Origin of the sequence: Helicobacter pylori (assembly GCF_015904775.1) — a bacterium.
In the GTDB taxonomy this organism is placed as follows: domain Bacteria; phylum Campylobacterota; class Campylobacteria; order Campylobacterales; family Helicobacteraceae; genus Helicobacter; species Helicobacter pylori_DM.
Genome location: NZ_JADZNC010000009.1, coordinates 36,074 through 53,833 on the forward strand (window position 1 = coordinate 36,074; position 17,760 = coordinate 53,833).

Here is a 17,760-nt window from a genome sequence, read left to right on the forward strand (position 1 = left end):
AAAATGTTATTTTGTAAAGTTTTTGGTGAGATACTCAAGTGGCCAACGAGGGCAGACTGTAAATCTGCTGACTATGTCTTCCGTGGTTCGAATCCACGTCTCACCACCATGTTTGTTTTATAGATGCGGGAATAGCTCAGTTGGCTAGAGCATCAGCCTTCCAAGCTGAGGGTCGCGGGTTCGAGTCCCGTTTCCCGCTCCATTTTTAGGATAACATTTTAGTTTTTGAGACGCCTATATAGCTCAGAGGCAGAGCACTTCCTTGGTAAGGAAGAGGTCGGCGGTTCAATTCCGCTTATAGGCTCCAGTTTATAACCTCTTGAATGGCGATAAGACAAAAATGTCTTAAATTTTGTAGTAGCATTTAGGAATACTTAGGGTTTTGTTTAGTATAATTCTAAAATCCATTTCAAAAAATTAAGGAGAAATACAAATGGCAAAAGAAAAGTTTAATAGAACTAAGCCGCATGTTAATATTGGAACCATTGGGCATGTAGACCATGGTAAAACGACTTTGAGTGCAGCGATTTCAGCGGTGCTTTCTTTGAAAGGTCTTGCAGAAATGAAAGACTATGATAATATTGATAACGCCCCTGAAGAAAAAGAAAGAGGGATCACTATCGCTACTTCTCACATTGAATATGAAACTGAAAACAGACACTATGCGCATGTGGATTGCCCAGGACATGCTGACTATGTAAAAAACATGATCACCGGTGCGGCGCAAATGGACGGAGCGATTTTAGTTGTTTCTGCAGCTGATGGTCCTATGCCTCAAACTAGAGAGCATATCTTATTGTCTCGTCAAGTAGGTGTGCCTCACATCGTTGTTTTCTTAAACAAACAAGACATGGTAGATGACCAAGAATTGTTAGAGCTTGTGGAAATGGAAGTGCGCGAGTTGTTGAGCGCGTATGAATTCCCTGGCGATGACACTCCTATCATAGCGGGTTCAGCTTTGAGAGCTTTAGAAGAAGCAAAGGCTGGTAATGTGGGTGAATGGGGTGAAAAAGTGCTTAAACTTATGGCTGAAGTGGATGCCTATATCCCTACTCCAGAAAGAGACACTGAAAAAACTTTCTTGATGCCGGTTGAAGACGTGTTCTCTATTGCGGGTAGAGGGACTGTGGTTACAGGTAGGATTGAAAGAGGCGTGGTGAAAGTAGGCGATGAAGTGGAAATCGTTGGTATCAGACCTACACAAAAAACGACTGTAACCGGTGTAGAAATGTTTAGGAAAGAGTTGGAAAAAGGTGAAGCCGGCGATAATGTGGGCGTGCTTTTGAGAGGAACTAAAAAAGAAGAAGTAGAACGCGGTATGGTTCTATGCAAACCAGGTTCTATCACTCCGCACAAGAAATTTGAGGGAGAAATTTATGTCCTTTCTAAAGAAGAAGGCGGGAGACACACTCCATTTTTCACCAACTACCGCCCGCAATTCTATGTGCGCACGACTGATGTGACTGGCTCTATCACCCTTCCTGAAGGCGTAGAAATGGTTATGCCTGGCGATAATGTGAAAATCACTGTAGAATTGATTAGCCCTGTTGCGTTAGAGTTGGGAACTAAATTTGCGATTCGTGAAGGCGGTAGGACCGTTGGTGCTGGTGTTGTGAGCAATATTATTGAATAATATTAGCAAAAAGAGTTACCATAAAGGGTCATTATGAAAGTTAAAATAGGGTTGAAGTGTTCTGATTGTGAAGATATCAATTACAGCACAACCAAGAACGCTAAAACTAACACTGAAAAACTGGAGCTTAAGAAGTTCTGCCCAAGGGAAAACAAACACACTCTTCATAAAGAAATCAAATTGAAGAGCTAGTTCTTTCTTTTGTGTTGTGATTTAAAAGGAGGGGAGGTTAGGTCAGTAGCTCCAATGGTAGAGCGTCGGTCTCCAAAACCGGTTGTTGGGGGTTCGAGTCCCTCCTGGCCTGCCATCTACTAATTTATTCTATCAAATTTATGTTTCAATTGGGTTGTTTTTTAAGTTTTTTAATTTTAGTTTAAGCTATTTTGGATAAAATTGAAAATTCTTTTAATTAAATGTATAAGTTTAAAGTGAGGGCAACAAGAGACTATGGATAAATGGCTCATGCAATACAGATTGGCTAGAGAAGAGCTTTCTAAAGTGATATTTCCCATTAAAGAGCAGATACGCAACGCACTTGTTTCTGTTTTAGTGGTGGTGAGTGCTATCACGCTATTTTTAGCTTTGTTGGATTTTTCTCTAGGGGCTTTTGTCTCTAGTGTTTTATAGGTTGGTGGCTTTAAATAAGGAGAATGATAATGGATTGGTATGCCATACAAACTTATTCAGGGAGCGAGCAGTCCGTTAAGAAAGCGATTGAGAATTTAGCGAATGACCATGATATAAGAGATAGGATACAAGAGATCATTGTGCCTACTGAAGATATTATAGAGGTTTCTAAAAAAAGCAAGACAAAGGTAACGGAACGAAGCCTTTATCCTGGATATGTGTTTATTAAGGTGGATTTAGATACGGTTTTGTGGCATAAGATACAATCTTTGCCAAGAGTGAGCCGTTTTATTGGAGAAAACAAAAAGCCAACCCCATTGAGTGAAGCGGATATTGGGCATATTTTAGAAAAAATGAATAACCGGGCAGCCCCCAAGCCCAAAATCTTTTTTGAGCAAGGCGAAGTGGTACGCGTGGTGGAAGGCCCTTTTGCAAACTTTACCGCTACGGTAGAAGAGTATGATGTGGAGCATCGTAAGCTCAAGCTCAATGTTTCTATTTTTGGTAGGAACACTCCAATAGAGATTTTGCATTCGCAAGTGGAAAAAATTATATAACTTTTTAAGGAGAAAACATGGCTAAAAAAGTAGTCGGAGAAATCAAACTTCAAATCCCTGCCGGTAAGGCAAACCCTTCACCTCCCGTAGGGCCAGCATTGGGTCAAAGAGGGGTTAATATCATGGAGTTTTGTAAGGCTTTTAACGAAAGAACTAAAGACATGGGGAGTTTTAATATCCCGGTCATTATCACAGTTTATCAAGATAAGAGTTTCACTTTTATCACTAAAAAGCCCCCAGTAACGGATTTGATCAAAAAAGCTTCTGGGGTTGAAAAAGGTTCTGACAACCCGCTTAAAAATAAGATCGCAAAGCTCACCCACAAGCAAGTGGAAGAGATCGCACAATTGAAAATGGAAGATTTAAACACAAGCACCATGGAAGCGGCCAAAAAAATCGTTATGGGCAGCGCTAGGAGCATGGGCGTAGAAGTTGTGGATTGATTGGGTTTTGTTGGAATTGAAAGAAATTTTTAAGGATTAGAATCGTGGCAAAAAAAGTATTTAAAAGATTGGAAAAACTTTTTTCTAAAATTCAAAACGATAAAGCGTATGGCGTAGAGCAAGGCGTAGAGGTGGTTAAATCTCTCGCTTCAGCCAAATTTGATGAAACCGTGGAAGTAGCGTTAAGACTAGGGGTTGATCCAAGGCATGCGGACCAAATGGTGCGCGGTGCGGTGGTGCTTCCTCATGGAACAGGGAAAAAAGTAAGGGTGGCTGTTTTTGCAAAAGACATTAAGCAAGATGAAGCCAAGAACGCTGGGGCTGATGTCGTTGGCGGAGACGATTTGGCTGAAGAAATCAAAAATGGTCGTATTGATTTTGACATGGTGATCGCAACGCCTGATATGATGGCGGTTGTCGGTAAAGTGGGTAGGATTTTAGGCCCTAAGGGTTTGATGCCAAACCCTAAAACCGGAACCGTTACGATGGATATTGCTAAAGCGGTTACTAACGCTAAAAGCGGTCAAGTGAATTTCAGGGTGGATAAAAAGGGCAATGTTCATGCCCCTATTGGCAAAGCGAGTTTTCCTGAAGAAAAAATCAAAGAAAACATGCTTGAGTTGGTGAAAACGATCAACCGCCTAAAACCCAGTAGCGCGAAAGGCAAGTATATTAGAAACGCCGCTCTTTCGCTTACCATGTCGCCTTCAGTGAGTTTGGACGCACAGGAATTGATGGATATTAAATAGCGTTAGGGGAGTTTTTAATCTTAGGCTGAAGATCGTAAGAGCTAAAAAGCTTAAAATTTCTTTTTTAAAAAGATAATCTTGCAGAGGTCTAGTCTAGAAAGGAGGAAAAGATGCAAAAACAACATCAAAGGCAGCATAAAGTAGAGCTAGTCGCTAACTTAAAGTCGCAATTTGTAGATGCCAAAGCCCTTTTAATTTGCGATTATAAGGGTCTTAGCGTGAAAAAGTTGGAAGCTTTAAGGAATAAGGCTCGCAATCAAGGCATTAAAGTGCAAGTGATTAAGAACACTCTCGCTCATATTGCCATGAAAGAGGCTGGCTATTCTGATTTGGATTTGAAAGAAACCAATGTGTTTTTGTGGGGCGGTGATCAAATCGCTCTCTCTAAACTCGTGTTTGATTTCCAAAAAGAGCATAAAGATCACTTTGTGTTGAAAGCGGGCTTGTTTGATAAAGAAAGCGTTAGCGTAGCTCATGTGGAAGCGGTTTCAAAACTCCCAAGCAAAGAAGAGCTTATGGGAATGTTGCTTTCTGTTTGGACGGCTCCGGCACGTTATTTTGTGACCGGTTTAGACAATTTGCGTAAAGCGAAAGAAGAAAACTAAGAGCCTATGATGGCTTTAATTAAAAAAATTTGAAGGATTGGATTATGGCAATTTCAAAAGAAGAAGTGTTAGAATATATTGGTTCATTGAGCGTTTTAGAGCTTTCTGAATTGGTTAAAATGTTTGAGGAAAAATTTGGCGTGAGTGCGACTCCAACGGTCGTAGCGGGTGCGGCTGTAGCTGGCGGTGCAGCGGCTGAGAGCGAAGAAAAAACCGAATTTAATGTGATTTTGGCCGATAGCGGTGCTGAAAAAATTAAGGTGATTAAAGTGGTTCGTGAAATCACTGGACTTGGCCTGAAAGAAGCTAAAGATGCTACCGAAAAAACCCCTCATGTGCTTAAAGAGGGCGTGAATAAAGAAGAAGCTGAAACCATCAAGAAGAAACTTGAAGAAGTAGGCGCTAAGGTTGAAGTCAAGTAAGACTTAAAAACAGAAAGGCCTTTGCGCCTTTCTCTGCTCTAGCGTGGCAGATTTTGCTCCATGATTTTGTTTGTGAGCGTGTGGCCTAAAGTGGTTAGTATTGCAGGTGGGTTTGGTGTTTTTATCATGGATGGTTCTAAAGTTTAAAGATCCTTTTGCAATGCTTACTTGAATTAATGCATTAAATAACTCAAAATTTTTGATCAAAGGCTTGAAATATGTCAAAAAAAATTCCCCTAAAAAACCGCTTGAGAGCTGATTTTACAAAAACCCCGACAGATTTAGAAGTTCCTAATTTATTATTATTACAACGAGACAGCTATGATTCTTTCTTGTATTCCAAAGATGGCAAAGAGAGCGGGATTGAAAAGGTTTTTAAATCCATTTTCCCTATCCAAGATGAGCATAACCGCATCACTTTAGAATACGCAGGTTGCGAATTTGGCAAGTCTAAATACACTGTTAGAGAAGCGATGGAGAGGGGCATTACCTACTCTATCCCTCTCAAAATTAAAGTGCGCTTGATCTTGTGGGAAAAAGACACCAAAAGTGGCGAAAAGAACGGCATCAAAGATATTAAAGAACAAAGCATTTTCATTCGTGAGATCCCTTTGATGACAGAACGCACTTCATTTATTATTAATGGGGTGGAGCGCGTGGTGGTCAATCAGCTCCACAGAAGCCCCGGTGTGATTTTTAAAGAAGAGGAGTCTAGCACTTCTTTAAACAAGCTCATTTACATAGGGCAAATCATCCCTGATAGGGGTTCGTGGCTGTATTTTGAATACGATTCTAAAGATGTTTTGTATGCTCGTATCAACAAACGCCGTAAAGTGCCTGTTACTATTTTATTCAGGGCGATGGATTATCAAAAACAAGACATCATCAAAATGTTCTATCCGCTTGTTAAAGTGCGTTATGAAAACGATAAATATTTGATCCCATTTGCTTCATTAGACGCCAATCAAAGAATGGAATTTGACTTGAAAGATCCTCAAGGCAAGATCATTCTTTTAGCAGGAAAAAAGCTCACTTCAAGAAAGATTAAAGAGCTTAAAGAAAACCATCTAGAATGGGTGGAATACCCTATGGATATTTTACTTAATCGTCATTTAGCTGAGCCTATTATGGTAGGGAAAGAAGTCTTATTGGACATGCTCACTCAGCTAGATAAAAACAGATTAGAAAAAATCCACGATTTAGGCGTGCAAGAATTTGTGATCATCAACGATCTAGCGTTAGGGCATGACGCTTCCATTATCCATTCTTTTTTGGCCGATTATGAGTCTTTGAAATTACTCAAGCAAACCGAAAAAATTGATGATGAAAACGCTCTAGCGGCGATTCGTATCCATAAGGTTATGAAACCAGGCGATCCCGTTACGACTGAAGTGGCTAAGCAGTTTGTCAAAAAACTTTTCTTTGATCCAGAACGCTATGATTTGACCATGGTGGGGCGCATGAAAATGAATCACAAGTTAGGCTTGCATGTGCCTGATTACATCACGACTTTAACGCATGAAGATATTATCACCACCGTTAAATACCTCATGAAAATCAAAAACAATCAGGGCAAGATTGATGATAGGGATCACTTGGGCAATCGTAGGATCAGAGCGGTAGGGGAACTATTGGCCAATGAATTGCATTCAGGCTTAGTGAAAATGCAAAAAACCATTAAAGACAAGCTCACTACCATGAGCGGGGCTTTTGATTCGCTCATGCCCCATGACTTGGTTAATTCTAAAATGATCACCAGCACCATCATGGAATTTTTCATGGGCGGTCAGCTCTCGCAATTTATGGATCAAACTAACCCCTTGAGTGAGGTTACGCACAAGCGCCGCCTTTCAGCGCTCGGTGAAGGGGGGTTGGTGAAAGACAGGGTAGGGTTTGAAGCCAGGGATGTGCACCCCACGCATTATGGCCGAATTTGTCCCATTGAGACCCCAGAAGGTCAAAATATCGGCCTGATCAACACCCTTTCCACTTTTACAAGAGTGAATGATTTAGGCTTTATTGAAGCTCCTTATAAAAAGGTTGTGGATGGCAAGGTAGTGGGTGAGACGATTTATTTGACCGCTATTCAAGAAGACAGCCACATCATCGCTCCCGCAAGCACCCTTATTGATGAAGAGGGTAATATTTTAGGCGATTTGATTGAAACGCGCGTGGAAGGCGAAATCGTTTTAAACGAAAAGAGTAAAGTTACCTTAATGGATTTAAGCTCTAGCATGCTAGTAGGGGTCGCCGCATCGCTCATTCCTTTCTTAGAGCATGATGACGCCAACCGCGCCTTAATGGGGACTAACATGCAGCGCCAAGCCGTGCCTTTGTTAAGAAGCGACGCTCCCATTGTAGGCACAGGGATTGAAAAAATTATCGCTAGGGATTCTTGGGGAGCGATCAAAGCCAATCGTGTAGGCGTTGTAGAAAAAATTGATTCTAAAAACATTTACATTTTAGGCGAAGGCAAAGAAGAGGCCTATATTGATGCGTATTCTTTGCAAAAAAACTTACGCACCAACCAAAACACCAGTTTCAATCAAGTCCCTATCGTTAAGGTGGGCGATAAAGTGGAAGCCGGGCAAATCATCGCTGATGGCCCTAGCATGGATAGAGGCGAGTTAGCGTTAGGGAAAAATGTGCGCGTGGCGTTCATGCCTTGGAATGGCTATAACTTTGAAGACGCGATCGTGGTGAGTGAGCGCATCACTAAAGATGATATTTTCACTTCCACCCACATTTATGAAAAAGAAGTGGATGCTAGGGAGCTTAAGCATGGTGTGGAAGAATTTACCGCTGATATTCCTGATGTGAAAGAAGAAGCGCTCGCTCATCTTGATGAAAGCGGGATCGTTAAAGTCGGCACTTATGTGAGCGCTGGCATGATTTTAGTGGGCAAGACTTCTCCTAAAGGCGAGATTAAAAGCACGCCTGAAGAGCGGCTCTTAAGGGCTATTTTTGGGGATAAAGCTGGGCATGTGGTCAATAAGAGTTTGTATTGTCCCCCCAGTTTGGAAGGCACGGTGATTGATGTGAAAGTCTTCACTAAAAAAGGCTATGAGAAGGATGCGCGGGTTTTGAGCGCGTATGAAGAAGAAAAATCCAAGCTTGATATGGAGCATTTTGACCGCTTGACCATGCTCAATAGAGAAGAATTGTTGCGCGTTAGCTCGCTCCTTTCTCAAGCGATTTTAGAAGAGCCTTTCAGCCATAACGGCAAGGATTATAAAGAAGGCGATCAAATCCCTAAAGAAGAAATCGCTTCAATCAACCGCTTCACTTTGGCTAGTTTAGTCAAAAAGTATTCTAAAGAAGTGCAAAACCACTATGAAATCACTAAAAACAATTTCTTAGAGCAAAAGAAAGTTTTGGGTGAAGAGCATGAAGAAAAGCTTTCTATTTTAGAAAAAGACGATATTTTGCCTAATGGCGTGATCAAAAAAGTCAAGCTCTATATCGCTACAAAACGAAAGCTTAAAGTGGGCGATAAAATGGCAGGAAGGCATGGGAATAAAGGGATTGTGTCTAATATCGTGCCGGTTGCGGATATGCCTTATACCGCTGATGGCGAGCCTGTGGATATTGTCTTAAACCCTTTAGGCGTGCCAAGCCGCATGAACATCGGGCAGATTTTAGAAATGCATTTAGGCTTAGTGGGGAAAGAGTTTGGGAAACAAATCGCTCGCATGCTAGAGGATAAAACCAAAGATTTTGCCAAAGAATTACGCTCTAAAATGCTAGAAATCGCTAACGCCATTAATGAAAAAGACCCCTTGACAATCCATGTGCTTGAGAATTGCTCTGATGAAGAGCTTTTGGAATACGCCAAAGATTGGAGCAAGGGCGTTAAGATGGCTATCCCTGTGTTTGAAGGCATCTCGCAAGAAAAATTTTATAAGCTATTTGAATTAGCCAAGATCGCTATGGATGGCAAAATGGATCTGTATGACGGGCGCACAGGCGAGAAAATGAGGGAGCGCGTGAATGTGGGCTACATGTATATGATCAAACTCCACCACTTAGTGGATGAAAAAGTCCATGCCAGAAGCACAGGCCCTTATAGCTTAGTAACGCACCAGCCTGTTGGGGGTAAAGCGCTCTTTGGGGGTCAAAGGTTTGGGGAAATGGAAGTATGGGCGCTAGAAGCTTATGGCGCAGCGCACACTCTAAAAGAAATGCTTACCATTAAATCCGATGATATTAGAGGCAGGGAGAACGCTTATAGGGCTATCGCTAAAGGTGAGCAAGTGGGCGAGAGTGAAATCCCTGAGACTTTCTATGTCTTGACTAAAGAATTGCAATCGCTCGCTTTGGATATTAATATTTTTGGGGACGATGTGGATGAGGATGGAGCGCCTAAACCCATTGTCATTAAAGAAGATGACAGGCCTAAAGACTTTAGCTCTTTCCAGCTCACTCTAGCCAGCCCTGAAAAAATCCATTCTTGGAGTTATGGGGAAGTTAAAAAGCCAGAAACGATCAATTATCGCACTCTAAAACCTGAACGGGACGGCTTGTTTTGCATGAAAATCTTTGGCCCTACTAAAGATTATGAATGCTTGTGCGGTAAATACAAAAAGCCTCGCTTCAAAGACATTGGTACATGCGAAAAATGCGGCGTGGCGATCACGCACTCCAAAGTCAGGCGTTTTAGAATGGGGCATATTGAATTGGCCACTCCTGTAGCGCACATCTGGTATGTCAATTCCTTACCTAGCCGTATCGGCACGCTTTTAGGCGTTAAGATGAAAGATTTAGAGCGCGTGTTGTATTATGAGGCTTATATCGTTAAAGAGCCAGGCGAAGCCGCTTATGACAATGAAGGCACTAAGCTTGTGATGAAATACGATATTTTGAATGAAGAGCAGTATCAAAATATCTCACGAAGATACGAAGACAGGGGCTTTGTGGCGCAAATGGGCGGCGAAGCGATCAAGGATTTGTTAGAAGAAATTGATTTGATCACCTTATTGCAGAGTTTGAAAGAAGAAGTGAAAGACACTAATTCGGATGCGAAAAAGAAAAAACTCATTAAGCGTTTGAAAGTGGTAGAAAGCTTTTTAAATTCTGGTAACAGGCCTGAATGGATGATGCTCACGGTTTTACCGGTATTGCCACCGGATTTAAGGCCTTTAGTCGCTCTAGATGGCGGGAAGTTTGCAGTCAGCGATGTGAATGAATTGTATCGTCGTGTCATCAATCGTAACCAACGCTTGAAACGCCTAATGGAGCTTGGGGCGCCAGAAATCATTGTGCGCAACGAAAAAAGGATGTTGCAAGAAGCCGTGGATGTGCTTTTTGATAACGGCCGCAGCACCAATGCGGTTAAAGGGGCTAACAAACGCCCTTTAAAATCGCTCAGCGAGATCATTAAAGGCAAGCAAGGGCGTTTCAGGCAAAACCTTTTAGGTAAGCGCGTGGATTTTTCAGGCAGAAGCGTGATTGTGGTTGGGCCTAATCTTAAAATGGATGAATGCGGGTTGCCTAAAAACATGGCGTTAGAACTCTTCAAACCGCATTTGTTATCCAAGCTTGAAGAGAGAGGCTATGCCACCACGCTCAAACAAGCTAAACGCATGATTGAACAAAAAAGCAATGAAGTGTGGGAGTGCTTGCAAGAAATCACAGAGGGGTATCCGGTGTTACTCAACCGCGCTCCTACCTTGCACAAGCAATCCATTCAAGCGTTCCATCCAAAGCTGATTGACGGCAAAGCGATCCAGTTGCACCCGTTAGTGTGTTCAGCGTTTAACGCCGATTTTGACGGGGACCAAATGGCAGTGCATGTGCCTTTAAGCCAGGAAGCGATCGCTGAATGCAAGGTGCTGATGTTAAGCTCTATGAATATCCTTCTGCCCGCTAGCGGTAAAGCCGTAGCCATTCCTAGCCAGGATATGGTTTTAGGGCTTTATTATCTTTCTTTAGAAAAGAGCGGGGTCAAGGGCGAGCATAAGCTTTTTTCTAGCGTGAATGAAATCATCACCGCTATTGACACGAAAGAATTAGACATCCACGCAAAGATTAGGGTTTTAGATCAAGGGAATATTATCGCTACGAGTGCGGGGCGCATGATCATTAAGTCTATTTTGCCTGATTTTATCCCTACGGATTTGTGGAACAGACCCATGAAGAAAAAAGATATTGGCGTGCTTGTGGATTATGTGCATAAAGTCGGCGGTATCGGCATTACTGCAACCTTTTTGGATAATTTAAAAACGCTTGGCTTTAGGTATGCGACTAAGGCTGGTATTTCTATCTCTATGGAAGATATTATCACGCCAAAAGACAAGCAAAAAATGGTGGAAAAAGCCAAAGTAGAGGTTAAAAAAATCCAGCAACAATACGATCAAGGGTTGCTTACTGACCAAGAGCGTTACAATAAGATCATTGACACTTGGACTGAAGTCAATGACAAAATGAGTAAAGAAATGATGACCGCTATCGCAAAAGATAAAGAGGGCTTTAACTCTATTTATATGATGGCAGATAGCGGCGCAAGGGGTAGTGCGGCACAAATCCGTCAGCTTTCAGCGATGAGGGGTCTTATGACAAAGCCGGACGGCAGTATCATTGAAACGCCCATTATTTCTAACTTTAAAGAGGGGTTGAATGTCTTAGAATACTTTAACTCCACGCATGGCGCTAGAAAGGGCTTAGCGGATACAGCGCTAAAAACCGCCAATGCAGGGTATTTGACAAGAAAACTCATTGACGTTTCGCAAAATGTCAAGGTGGTGTCTGATGATTGCGGCACGCATGAAGGGATTGAAATCACGGATATTGCAGTAGGGAGTGAATTGATTGAACCTTTAGAAGAGCGTATTTTTGGGCGTGTTTTATTAGAAGATGTGATCGATCCCATTACGAATGAAATCTTGCTTTATGCGGACACTTTGATTGATGAAGAGGGCGCTAAAAAGGTGGTTGAAGCCGGGATTAAATCCATTACGATCCGCACCCCAGTAACTTGTAAAGCGCCAAAGGGCGTGTGCGCGAAATGCTATGGCTTGAATTTAGGCGAAGGCAAGATGAGTTATCCGGGTGAAGCGGTGGGCGTGGTAGCCGCACAATCTATTGGGGAGCCTGGAACGCAGCTCACTTTAAGGACTTTCCATGTGGGCGGGACAGCGAGCAGGAGTCAGGATGAGCGTGAAATCGTGGCGAGCAAAGAAGGTTTTGTGCGTTTTTATAACCTTAGGACTTACACGAATAAAGAGGGTAAAAACATTATCGCTAACCGCCGTAACGCTTCTATTTTAGTGGTAGAGCCTAAGATTAAAGCGCCTTTTGATGGGGAATTACGCATTGAAACGGTTTATGAAGAAGTCGTTGTGAGCGTGAAAAATGGCGATCAAGAAGCTAAATTCGTTTTAAGAAGAAGCGATATTGTCAAGCCGAGCGAATTAGCCGGCGTTGGCGGTAAGATTGAAGGGAAAGTGTATTTGCCTTATGCTAACGGGCATAAGGTGCATAAGGGGGGAAGTATCGCTGATATTATCCAAGAGGGCTGGAATGTGCCTAATCGCATCCCTTATGCGAGCGAATTGCTGGTCAAGGATAATGACCCTATTGCACAAGATGTGTATGCCAAAGAAAAAGGGGCAATCAAATACTATGTTTTAGAGGCTAACCATTTAGAGCGCACCCATGGAGTCAAAAAGGGCGATATGGTGAGCGAAAAAGGCTTGTTTGCGGTAGTAGCTGATGATAATGGTAGGGAAGCCGCTCGCCATTATATCGCTAGGGGTTCTGAGATCTTGATTGATGATAATAGTGAAGTGAGTGCTAATAGCGTGATTTCTAAACCCACGACTAACACTTTCAAAACGATCGCCACATGGGATCCTTACAACACCCCTATCATTGCGGACTTTAAGGGTAAGGTGAGTTTTGTGGATATTATCGCAGGGGTTACGGTCGCTGAAAAAGAAGACGAAAATACCGGTATCACAAGCCTAGTGGTGAATGATTACATCCCAAGCGGGTACAAACCAAGCTTGTTTTTAGAGGGGGCTAATGGCGAAGAAGCGCGTTATTTCCTAGAGCCAAAAACTTCTATCGCTATTAGCGATGGCTCTAGCGTGGAGCAGGCTGAAGTGTTAGCAAAAATCCCTAAAGCGACCGTTAAATCCAGGGATATTACCGGAGGTCTCCCGAGGGTTTCGGAACTCTTTGAAGCGAGAAAGCCTAAACCTAAAGATGTGGCGATCCTTTCTGAGGTTGATGGGATTGTGAGTTTTGGTAAATCTATCCGTAATAAAGAACACATCATCGTAACTTCCAAAGATGGTCGTCTCACAGATTATTTTGTGGATAAGGGCAAGCAAATTTTAGTGCATGCCGATGAATTTGTGCATGCGGGAGAGGCGATGACAGATGGAGTGGTTTCAAGCCATGATATTTTGAGGATCAGCGGCGAAAAAGAGCTTTATAAATACATTGTGAGCGAGGTCCAGCAAGTGTATCGCAGGCAGGGGGTAAGCATTGCAGACAAACACATTGAAATCATTGTGTCTCAAATGTTAAGGCAGGTGCGTATTTTAGACAGCGGGGATAGCAAGTTTATTGAAGGGGATTTAGTCAGTAAAAAACTCTTCAAAGAAGAAAACGCTCGTGTGATCGCTTTAAAAGGCGAGCCAGCGATTGCTGAACCGGTGCTTTTAGGGATCACCAGAGCGGCTATTGGGAGCGATAGCATCATTTCAGCGGCCTCTTTCCAAGAAACGACTAAGGTTTTAACAGAAGCCAGTATTGCGATGAAAAAAGACTTTTTAGAGGATTTGAAAGAGAATGTGGTGTTGGGGAGGATGATCCCTGTGGGAACAGGCATGTATAAGAATAAAAAAATCGTGTTGAGAGCGCTTGAGGATAACTCTAAATTTTGATATAAAAAATCGGTTAAGATTTTTAAAAGAAAAATTAGGGTAAAATGGGGGAACTTTTAGTTTTAAATTTTTAGAATAAGGAAGAATAGTGCCTACTATCAATCAGTTGATTAGAAAAGAAAGGAAAAAGGTGGTTAAAAAAACGAAATCACCTGCATTAGTGGAATGCCCTCAAAGAAGAGGGGTTTGTACTAGGGTTTATACGACTACCCCCAAAAAGCCTAACTCGGCTTTAAGAAAGGTCGCTAAGGTCCGTTTGACCAGTAAATTTGAAGTGATCAGTTATATCCCTGGTGAAGGGCATAACTTGCAAGAGCACTCCATTGTGTTAGTGCGCGGGGGTAGGGTTAAGGATTTACCCGGTGTGAAATACCACATTGTTCGTGGCGCTTTAGACACTGCAGGGGTCAATAAAAGAACGGTTTCACGCTCTAAGTATGGGACTAAAAAAGCTAAAGCGACCGACAAGAAAGCAACCGACAACAAGAAAAAATAAGAGGAAAACAAAAGCATGAGAAGAAGAAAAGCACCCGTTAGGGAGGTTTTGGGCGATCCTGTTTATGGGAACAAGGTGGTAACGAAGTTTATCAATAAAATGATGTTCGATGGCAAGAAAAGCGTAGCGGAAAAAATCATCTACAAAGCTTTTAATAAGATTGAAGAAAAAAGCGGTGAAAAAGGGATTGAAGTGTTTGAAAAAGCCCTAGAAAGAGTGCGTCCTTTAGTGGAAGTGCGCAGCAGAAGAGTGGGTGGGGCTACCTATCAAGTGCCGGTAGAAGTGAGGGCGAGCCGCCAGCAGTCGCTATCTATCCGTTGGATTTTAGAAGCGACCAGAAAACGCAATGAAAGGATGATGGTGGATAGATTGGCTAACGAGCTTATGGATGCGGCTAACGATAAGGGTGCGGCTTTTAAGAAAAAAGAAGATGTGCATAAAATGGCAGAAGCGAATAAAGCGTTCGCGCACTATCGCTGGTAATTGGAGTTAGAATGGCTAGAAAAACCCCATTAAATAGGATCAGGAATATCGGTATCGCCGCTCACATTGATGCCGGGAAAACCACCACTTCTGAAAGGATTTTATTCTATACAGGCGTGAGCCATAAGATTGGCGAAGTGCATGACGGCGCGGCGACAATGGATTGGATGGAGCAAGAAAAAGAAAGAGGGATCACTATCACTTCTGCGGCAACGACTTGTTTTTGGAAGGATCACCAAATCAATTTGATTGACACTCCAGGGCATGTGGATTTCACTATTGAAGTGGAACGATCCATGCGCGTGCTAGATGGCGCGGTTTCGGTGTTTTGCTCGGTTGGGGGCGTGCAGCCTCAAAGCGAGACCGTGTGGCGTCAAGCGAATAAATACGGCGTGCCTAGGATTGTTTTTGTCAATAAAATGGATAGGATTGGGGCGAATTTCTATAATGTAGAAAACCAGATTAAGCTTCGCTTGAAAGCTAATCCTGTGCCTATTAATATCCCTATTGGGGCTGAAGACACTTTCATTGGCGTGATTGATTTAGTCCAAATGAAAGCGATCGTTTGGAACAATGAAACCATGGGAGCTAAATACGATGTGGAAGAAATCCCTAGCGATTTGTTAGAAAAGGCTAAACAATACCGAGAAAAGCTTGTAGAAGCCGTAGCCGAGCAAGATGAAGCCTTGATGGAAAAGTATTTAGGCGGTGAAGAATTGAGTATTGAAGAAATCAAAAAAGGCATTAAAACAGGTTGTTTGAACATGAGTCTTGTCCCTATGCTTTGTGGTTCTTCTTTTAAAAATAAAGGCGTGCAGACTTTATTAGACGCAGTCATTGATTACTTGCCAGCGCCTACGGAGGTTGTGGATATTAAGGGGATTGATCCAAAAACTGAAGAAGAGGTTTTTGTGAAATCCAGCGATGATGGCGAGTTTGCCGGTTTGGCGTTTAAAATCATGACGGATCCTTTTGTGGGCCAACTCACTTTTGTGCGCGTGTATCGTGGCAATCTAGAGTCCGGTAGCTATGTGTATAACTCCACCAAAGACAAAAAAGAGCGCGTGGGAAGACTCCTTAAAATGCATTCCAACAAGAGAGAAGACATTAAAGAAGTTTATGCGGGCGAGATTTGCGCGTTTGTGGGCTTAAAAGACACGCTAACTGGGGACACGCTTTGCGATGAAAAGAATGCGGTTGTTTTAGAAAGGATGGAATTTCCTGAGCCAGTCATTCACATCGCTGTAGAGCCTAAAACGAAAGCAGACCAAGAAAAAATGGGCGTAGCGTTAGGCAAGCTTGCTGAAGAAGATCCAAGCTTTAGGGTGATGACTCAAGAAGAAACCGGGCAAACCCTTATTGGTGGCATGGGTGAATTGCACCTAGAAATCATCGTGGATAGGTTGAAAAGAGAATTTAAGGTGGAAGCTGAAATCGGTCAGCCGCAAGTCGCCTTTAGAGAGACTATCCGCTCAAGCGTGAGCAAAGAGCATAAATACGCTAAGCAAAGCGGTGGTCGTGGGCAATACGGGCATGTGTTTATCAAGCTTGAGCCTAAAGAGCCTGGCAGTGGGTATGAATTCGTGAATGAAATTTCAGGGGGCGTGATCCCTAAAGAATATATCCCTGCGGTGGATAAGGGTATCCAAGAAGCGATGCAAAATGGCGTTTTGGCGGGCTATCCGGTGGTGGATTTTAAAGTTACCCTTTATGATGGGAGCTACCATGATGTGGATTCTTCGGAAATGGCGTTTAAAATCGCTGGCTCTATGGCGTTTAAAGAAGCGAGTCGTGCGGCTAACCCGGTGTTACTAGAGCCTATGATGAAAGTGGAAGTGGAAGTCCCTGAAGAATACATGGGAGATGTGATTGGCGATCTGAATAGGAGAAGAGGGCAAATCAATTCTATGGACGACCGATTAGGCTTGAAAATCGTGAACGCTTTTGTGCCGTTGGTGGAAATGTTTGGTTATTCTACGGATTTACGATCAGCCACTCAAGGGCGTGGGACTTACTCTATGGAGTTTGATCATTATGGTGAAGTGCCTAGCAATATCGCTAAGGAAATTGTAGAAAAACGCAAAGGCTGATTTAATTATAACGCTCTCTTATTTTTAGGGGGTGTTATAGGTGCTGTTTAAATTTTTTCTCTTTTGGGTTTAAAAAAACTTTTTGAGTGTTTTTATCTCTTTTAATGACCTTTTTTAGTTTGCTATAAATTGTTTTGTGGCTCTCTTGTCAAATAGGAGTAATTAAAACTTTTTAATTTTTTTAAAAATGGGGTTTTGGTTGCTTTGTTTAATCGTTTTAGATTTTATTTCATGGTGGAATTCGTTTTCTTAAGGGGTTAGGGGGTGTTTTGTAGCAATGCTCTTTAAAAATCCCCTAATTCATAGACCGCCTTACAATAAATTCCGCTTGACTAACAACAAGCTTTTTTGTCTTCAATCTTAAAAAACGCTTTTGAGCGTTTTTATTTTTTAAGAAAAATGGCTGATTGCTCCCAGGCGTTTTTTATATAACAAAACGCAATCTGCAAATTTCTTTAGTGAAAATCCTATTGGTTTCTATTCATTTACTTTTGAGAAATATAATTCCCTCGCTTTTAAAATCATCATAAGGAGTTTTCGTATGAAAAAGCAAATCTTGACAGGTGTTTTATTATCAGTTTTGGCTGTGAGTTCTGCATACGCTCACAAAGATAAAAAAGACGCCAAAAAACCTGAGTTAAGCTCTCAATTAGTGGCTCACAAAGATAAAAAAGACGCCAAAAAACCTGAGTTAAGCTCTCAATTAGTGGCTCACAAAGATAAAAAAGACGCCAAAAAACCTGAGTTAAGCTCTCAATTAGTGG

The 17,760-nt window shown here is 42.2% G+C and carries 13 protein-coding genes and 4 tRNA genes; all 17 read left to right on the forward strand.

Features of this window, described 5'->3' with window-relative positions:
- Positions 1-24: 24 nt before the first annotated feature.
- Positions 25-109: transfer RNA gene (locus tag I6852_RS05590), tRNA-Tyr, on the forward strand.
- A gap of 16 nt (positions 110-125) precedes the next feature.
- Positions 126-202 (forward strand) — tRNA-Gly (locus I6852_RS05595).
- A 30-nt stretch (positions 203-232) separates the two neighbouring features.
- Positions 233-307: transfer RNA gene (locus I6852_RS05600), tRNA-Thr, on the forward strand.
- Between the two features lie 126 nt (positions 308-433).
- Positions 434-1,633: an elongation factor Tu gene (gene tuf / locus I6852_RS05605; protein ID WP_001040574.1), complete on the forward strand. Its 1,200-nt coding sequence runs from the start codon at positions 434-436 to the stop codon at positions 1,631-1,633.
- Positions 1,634-1,666: 33 nt separating this feature from the next.
- Positions 1,667-1,825: a 50S ribosomal protein L33 gene (rpmG, locus tag I6852_RS05610; RefSeq protein WP_000865159.1), complete on the forward strand. Its 159-nt coding sequence runs from the start codon at positions 1,667-1,669 to the stop codon at positions 1,823-1,825.
- Between the two features lie 39 nt (positions 1,826-1,864).
- Positions 1,865-1,940 (forward strand) — tRNA-Trp (locus I6852_RS05615).
- A 140-nt stretch (positions 1,941-2,080) separates the two neighbouring features.
- Positions 2,081-2,260, forward strand: coding sequence for a preprotein translocase subunit SecE (gene secE, locus I6852_RS05620; protein ID WP_000362130.1), 180 nt, complete (start codon positions 2,081-2,083; stop codon positions 2,258-2,260).
- Between the two features lie 29 nt (positions 2,261-2,289).
- Positions 2,290-2,817: a transcription termination/antitermination protein NusG gene (gene nusG, locus I6852_RS05625; RefSeq protein WP_000384125.1), complete on the forward strand. Its 528-nt coding sequence runs from the start codon at positions 2,290-2,292 to the stop codon at positions 2,815-2,817.
- 17 nt (positions 2,818-2,834) lie between these two features.
- The gene (gene rplK, locus I6852_RS05630) at positions 2,835-3,260 is read left to right on the forward strand and encodes a 50S ribosomal protein L11 (protein WP_001085997.1); all 426 of its coding nucleotides are present in this window, start codon (positions 2,835-2,837) and stop codon (positions 3,258-3,260) included.
- A 44-nt stretch (positions 3,261-3,304) separates the two neighbouring features.
- Entirely contained in the window at positions 3,305-4,009 is a 705-nt protein-coding gene (rplA, locus tag I6852_RS05635) for a 50S ribosomal protein L1 (RefSeq protein WP_001085847.1), read from the forward strand.
- Positions 4,010-4,119: 110 nt separating this feature from the next.
- The gene (gene rplJ, locus I6852_RS05640; RefSeq protein ID WP_001171774.1) at positions 4,120-4,614 is read left to right on the forward strand and encodes a 50S ribosomal protein L10; all 495 of its coding nucleotides are present in this window, start codon (positions 4,120-4,122) and stop codon (positions 4,612-4,614) included.
- A 44-nt stretch (positions 4,615-4,658) separates the two neighbouring features.
- The gene (gene rplL / locus I6852_RS05645) at positions 4,659-5,036 is read left to right on the forward strand and encodes a 50S ribosomal protein L7/L12 (protein WP_001018228.1); all 378 of its coding nucleotides are present in this window, start codon (positions 4,659-4,661) and stop codon (positions 5,034-5,036) included.
- Between the two features lie 218 nt (positions 5,037-5,254).
- A complete protein-coding gene (locus tag I6852_RS05650) occupies positions 5,255-13,927 on the forward strand; it encodes a DNA-directed RNA polymerase subunit beta/beta' (protein ID WP_197292006.1) in 8,673 nt (2,890 codons plus the stop codon).
- A gap of 88 nt (positions 13,928-14,015) precedes the next feature.
- Positions 14,016-14,423: a 30S ribosomal protein S12 gene (rpsL, locus tag I6852_RS05655; RefSeq protein WP_001142321.1), complete on the forward strand. Its 408-nt coding sequence runs from the start codon at positions 14,016-14,018 to the stop codon at positions 14,421-14,423.
- A gap of 15 nt (positions 14,424-14,438) precedes the next feature.
- Positions 14,439-14,906, forward strand: a complete 468-nt coding sequence (rpsG, locus tag I6852_RS05660) for a 30S ribosomal protein S7 (protein WP_001254355.1) — start codon at positions 14,439-14,441, stop codon at positions 14,904-14,906.
- A gap of 11 nt (positions 14,907-14,917) precedes the next feature.
- Complete coding sequence (gene fusA, locus I6852_RS05665) at positions 14,918-16,996, forward strand: elongation factor G (protein ID WP_000101828.1); 2,079 nt, start codon at positions 14,918-14,920, stop codon at positions 16,994-16,996.
- Positions 16,997-17,537: 541 nt separating this feature from the next.
- Positions 17,538-17,760: flagellar protein (locus tag I6852_RS05670; RefSeq protein WP_180415472.1), on the forward strand; the 223-nt coding region annotated here is incomplete at its 3' end.

Bases quoted from the DNA above. Each gene is read 5' to 3' on its own strand.
- tuf (WP_001040574.1), top strand. From the start codon at position 434: ATGGCAAAAGAAAAGTTTAATAGAACTAAGCCGCATGTTAATATTGGA.
- rpmG (WP_000865159.1), top strand. From the start codon at position 1,667: ATGAAAGTTAAAATAGGGTTGAAGTGTTCTGATTGTGAAGATATCAAT.
- secE (WP_000362130.1), top strand. From the start codon at position 2,081: ATGGATAAATGGCTCATGCAATACAGATTGGCTAGAGAAGAGCTTTCT.
- nusG (WP_000384125.1), top strand. From the start codon at position 2,290: ATGGATTGGTATGCCATACAAACTTATTCAGGGAGCGAGCAGTCCGTT.
- rplK (WP_001085997.1), top strand. From the start codon at position 2,835: ATGGCTAAAAAAGTAGTCGGAGAAATCAAACTTCAAATCCCTGCCGGT.
- rplJ (WP_001171774.1), top strand. From the start codon at position 4,120: ATGCAAAAACAACATCAAAGGCAGCATAAAGTAGAGCTAGTCGCTAAC.
- rplL (WP_001018228.1), top strand. From the start codon at position 4,659: ATGGCAATTTCAAAAGAAGAAGTGTTAGAATATATTGGTTCATTGAGC.
- I6852_RS05650 (WP_197292006.1), top strand. From the start codon at position 5,255: ATGTCAAAAAAAATTCCCCTAAAAAACCGCTTGAGAGCTGATTTTACA.
- rpsG (WP_001254355.1), top strand. From the start codon at position 14,439: ATGAGAAGAAGAAAAGCACCCGTTAGGGAGGTTTTGGGCGATCCTGTT.
- fusA (WP_000101828.1), top strand. From the start codon at position 14,918: ATGGCTAGAAAAACCCCATTAAATAGGATCAGGAATATCGGTATCGCC.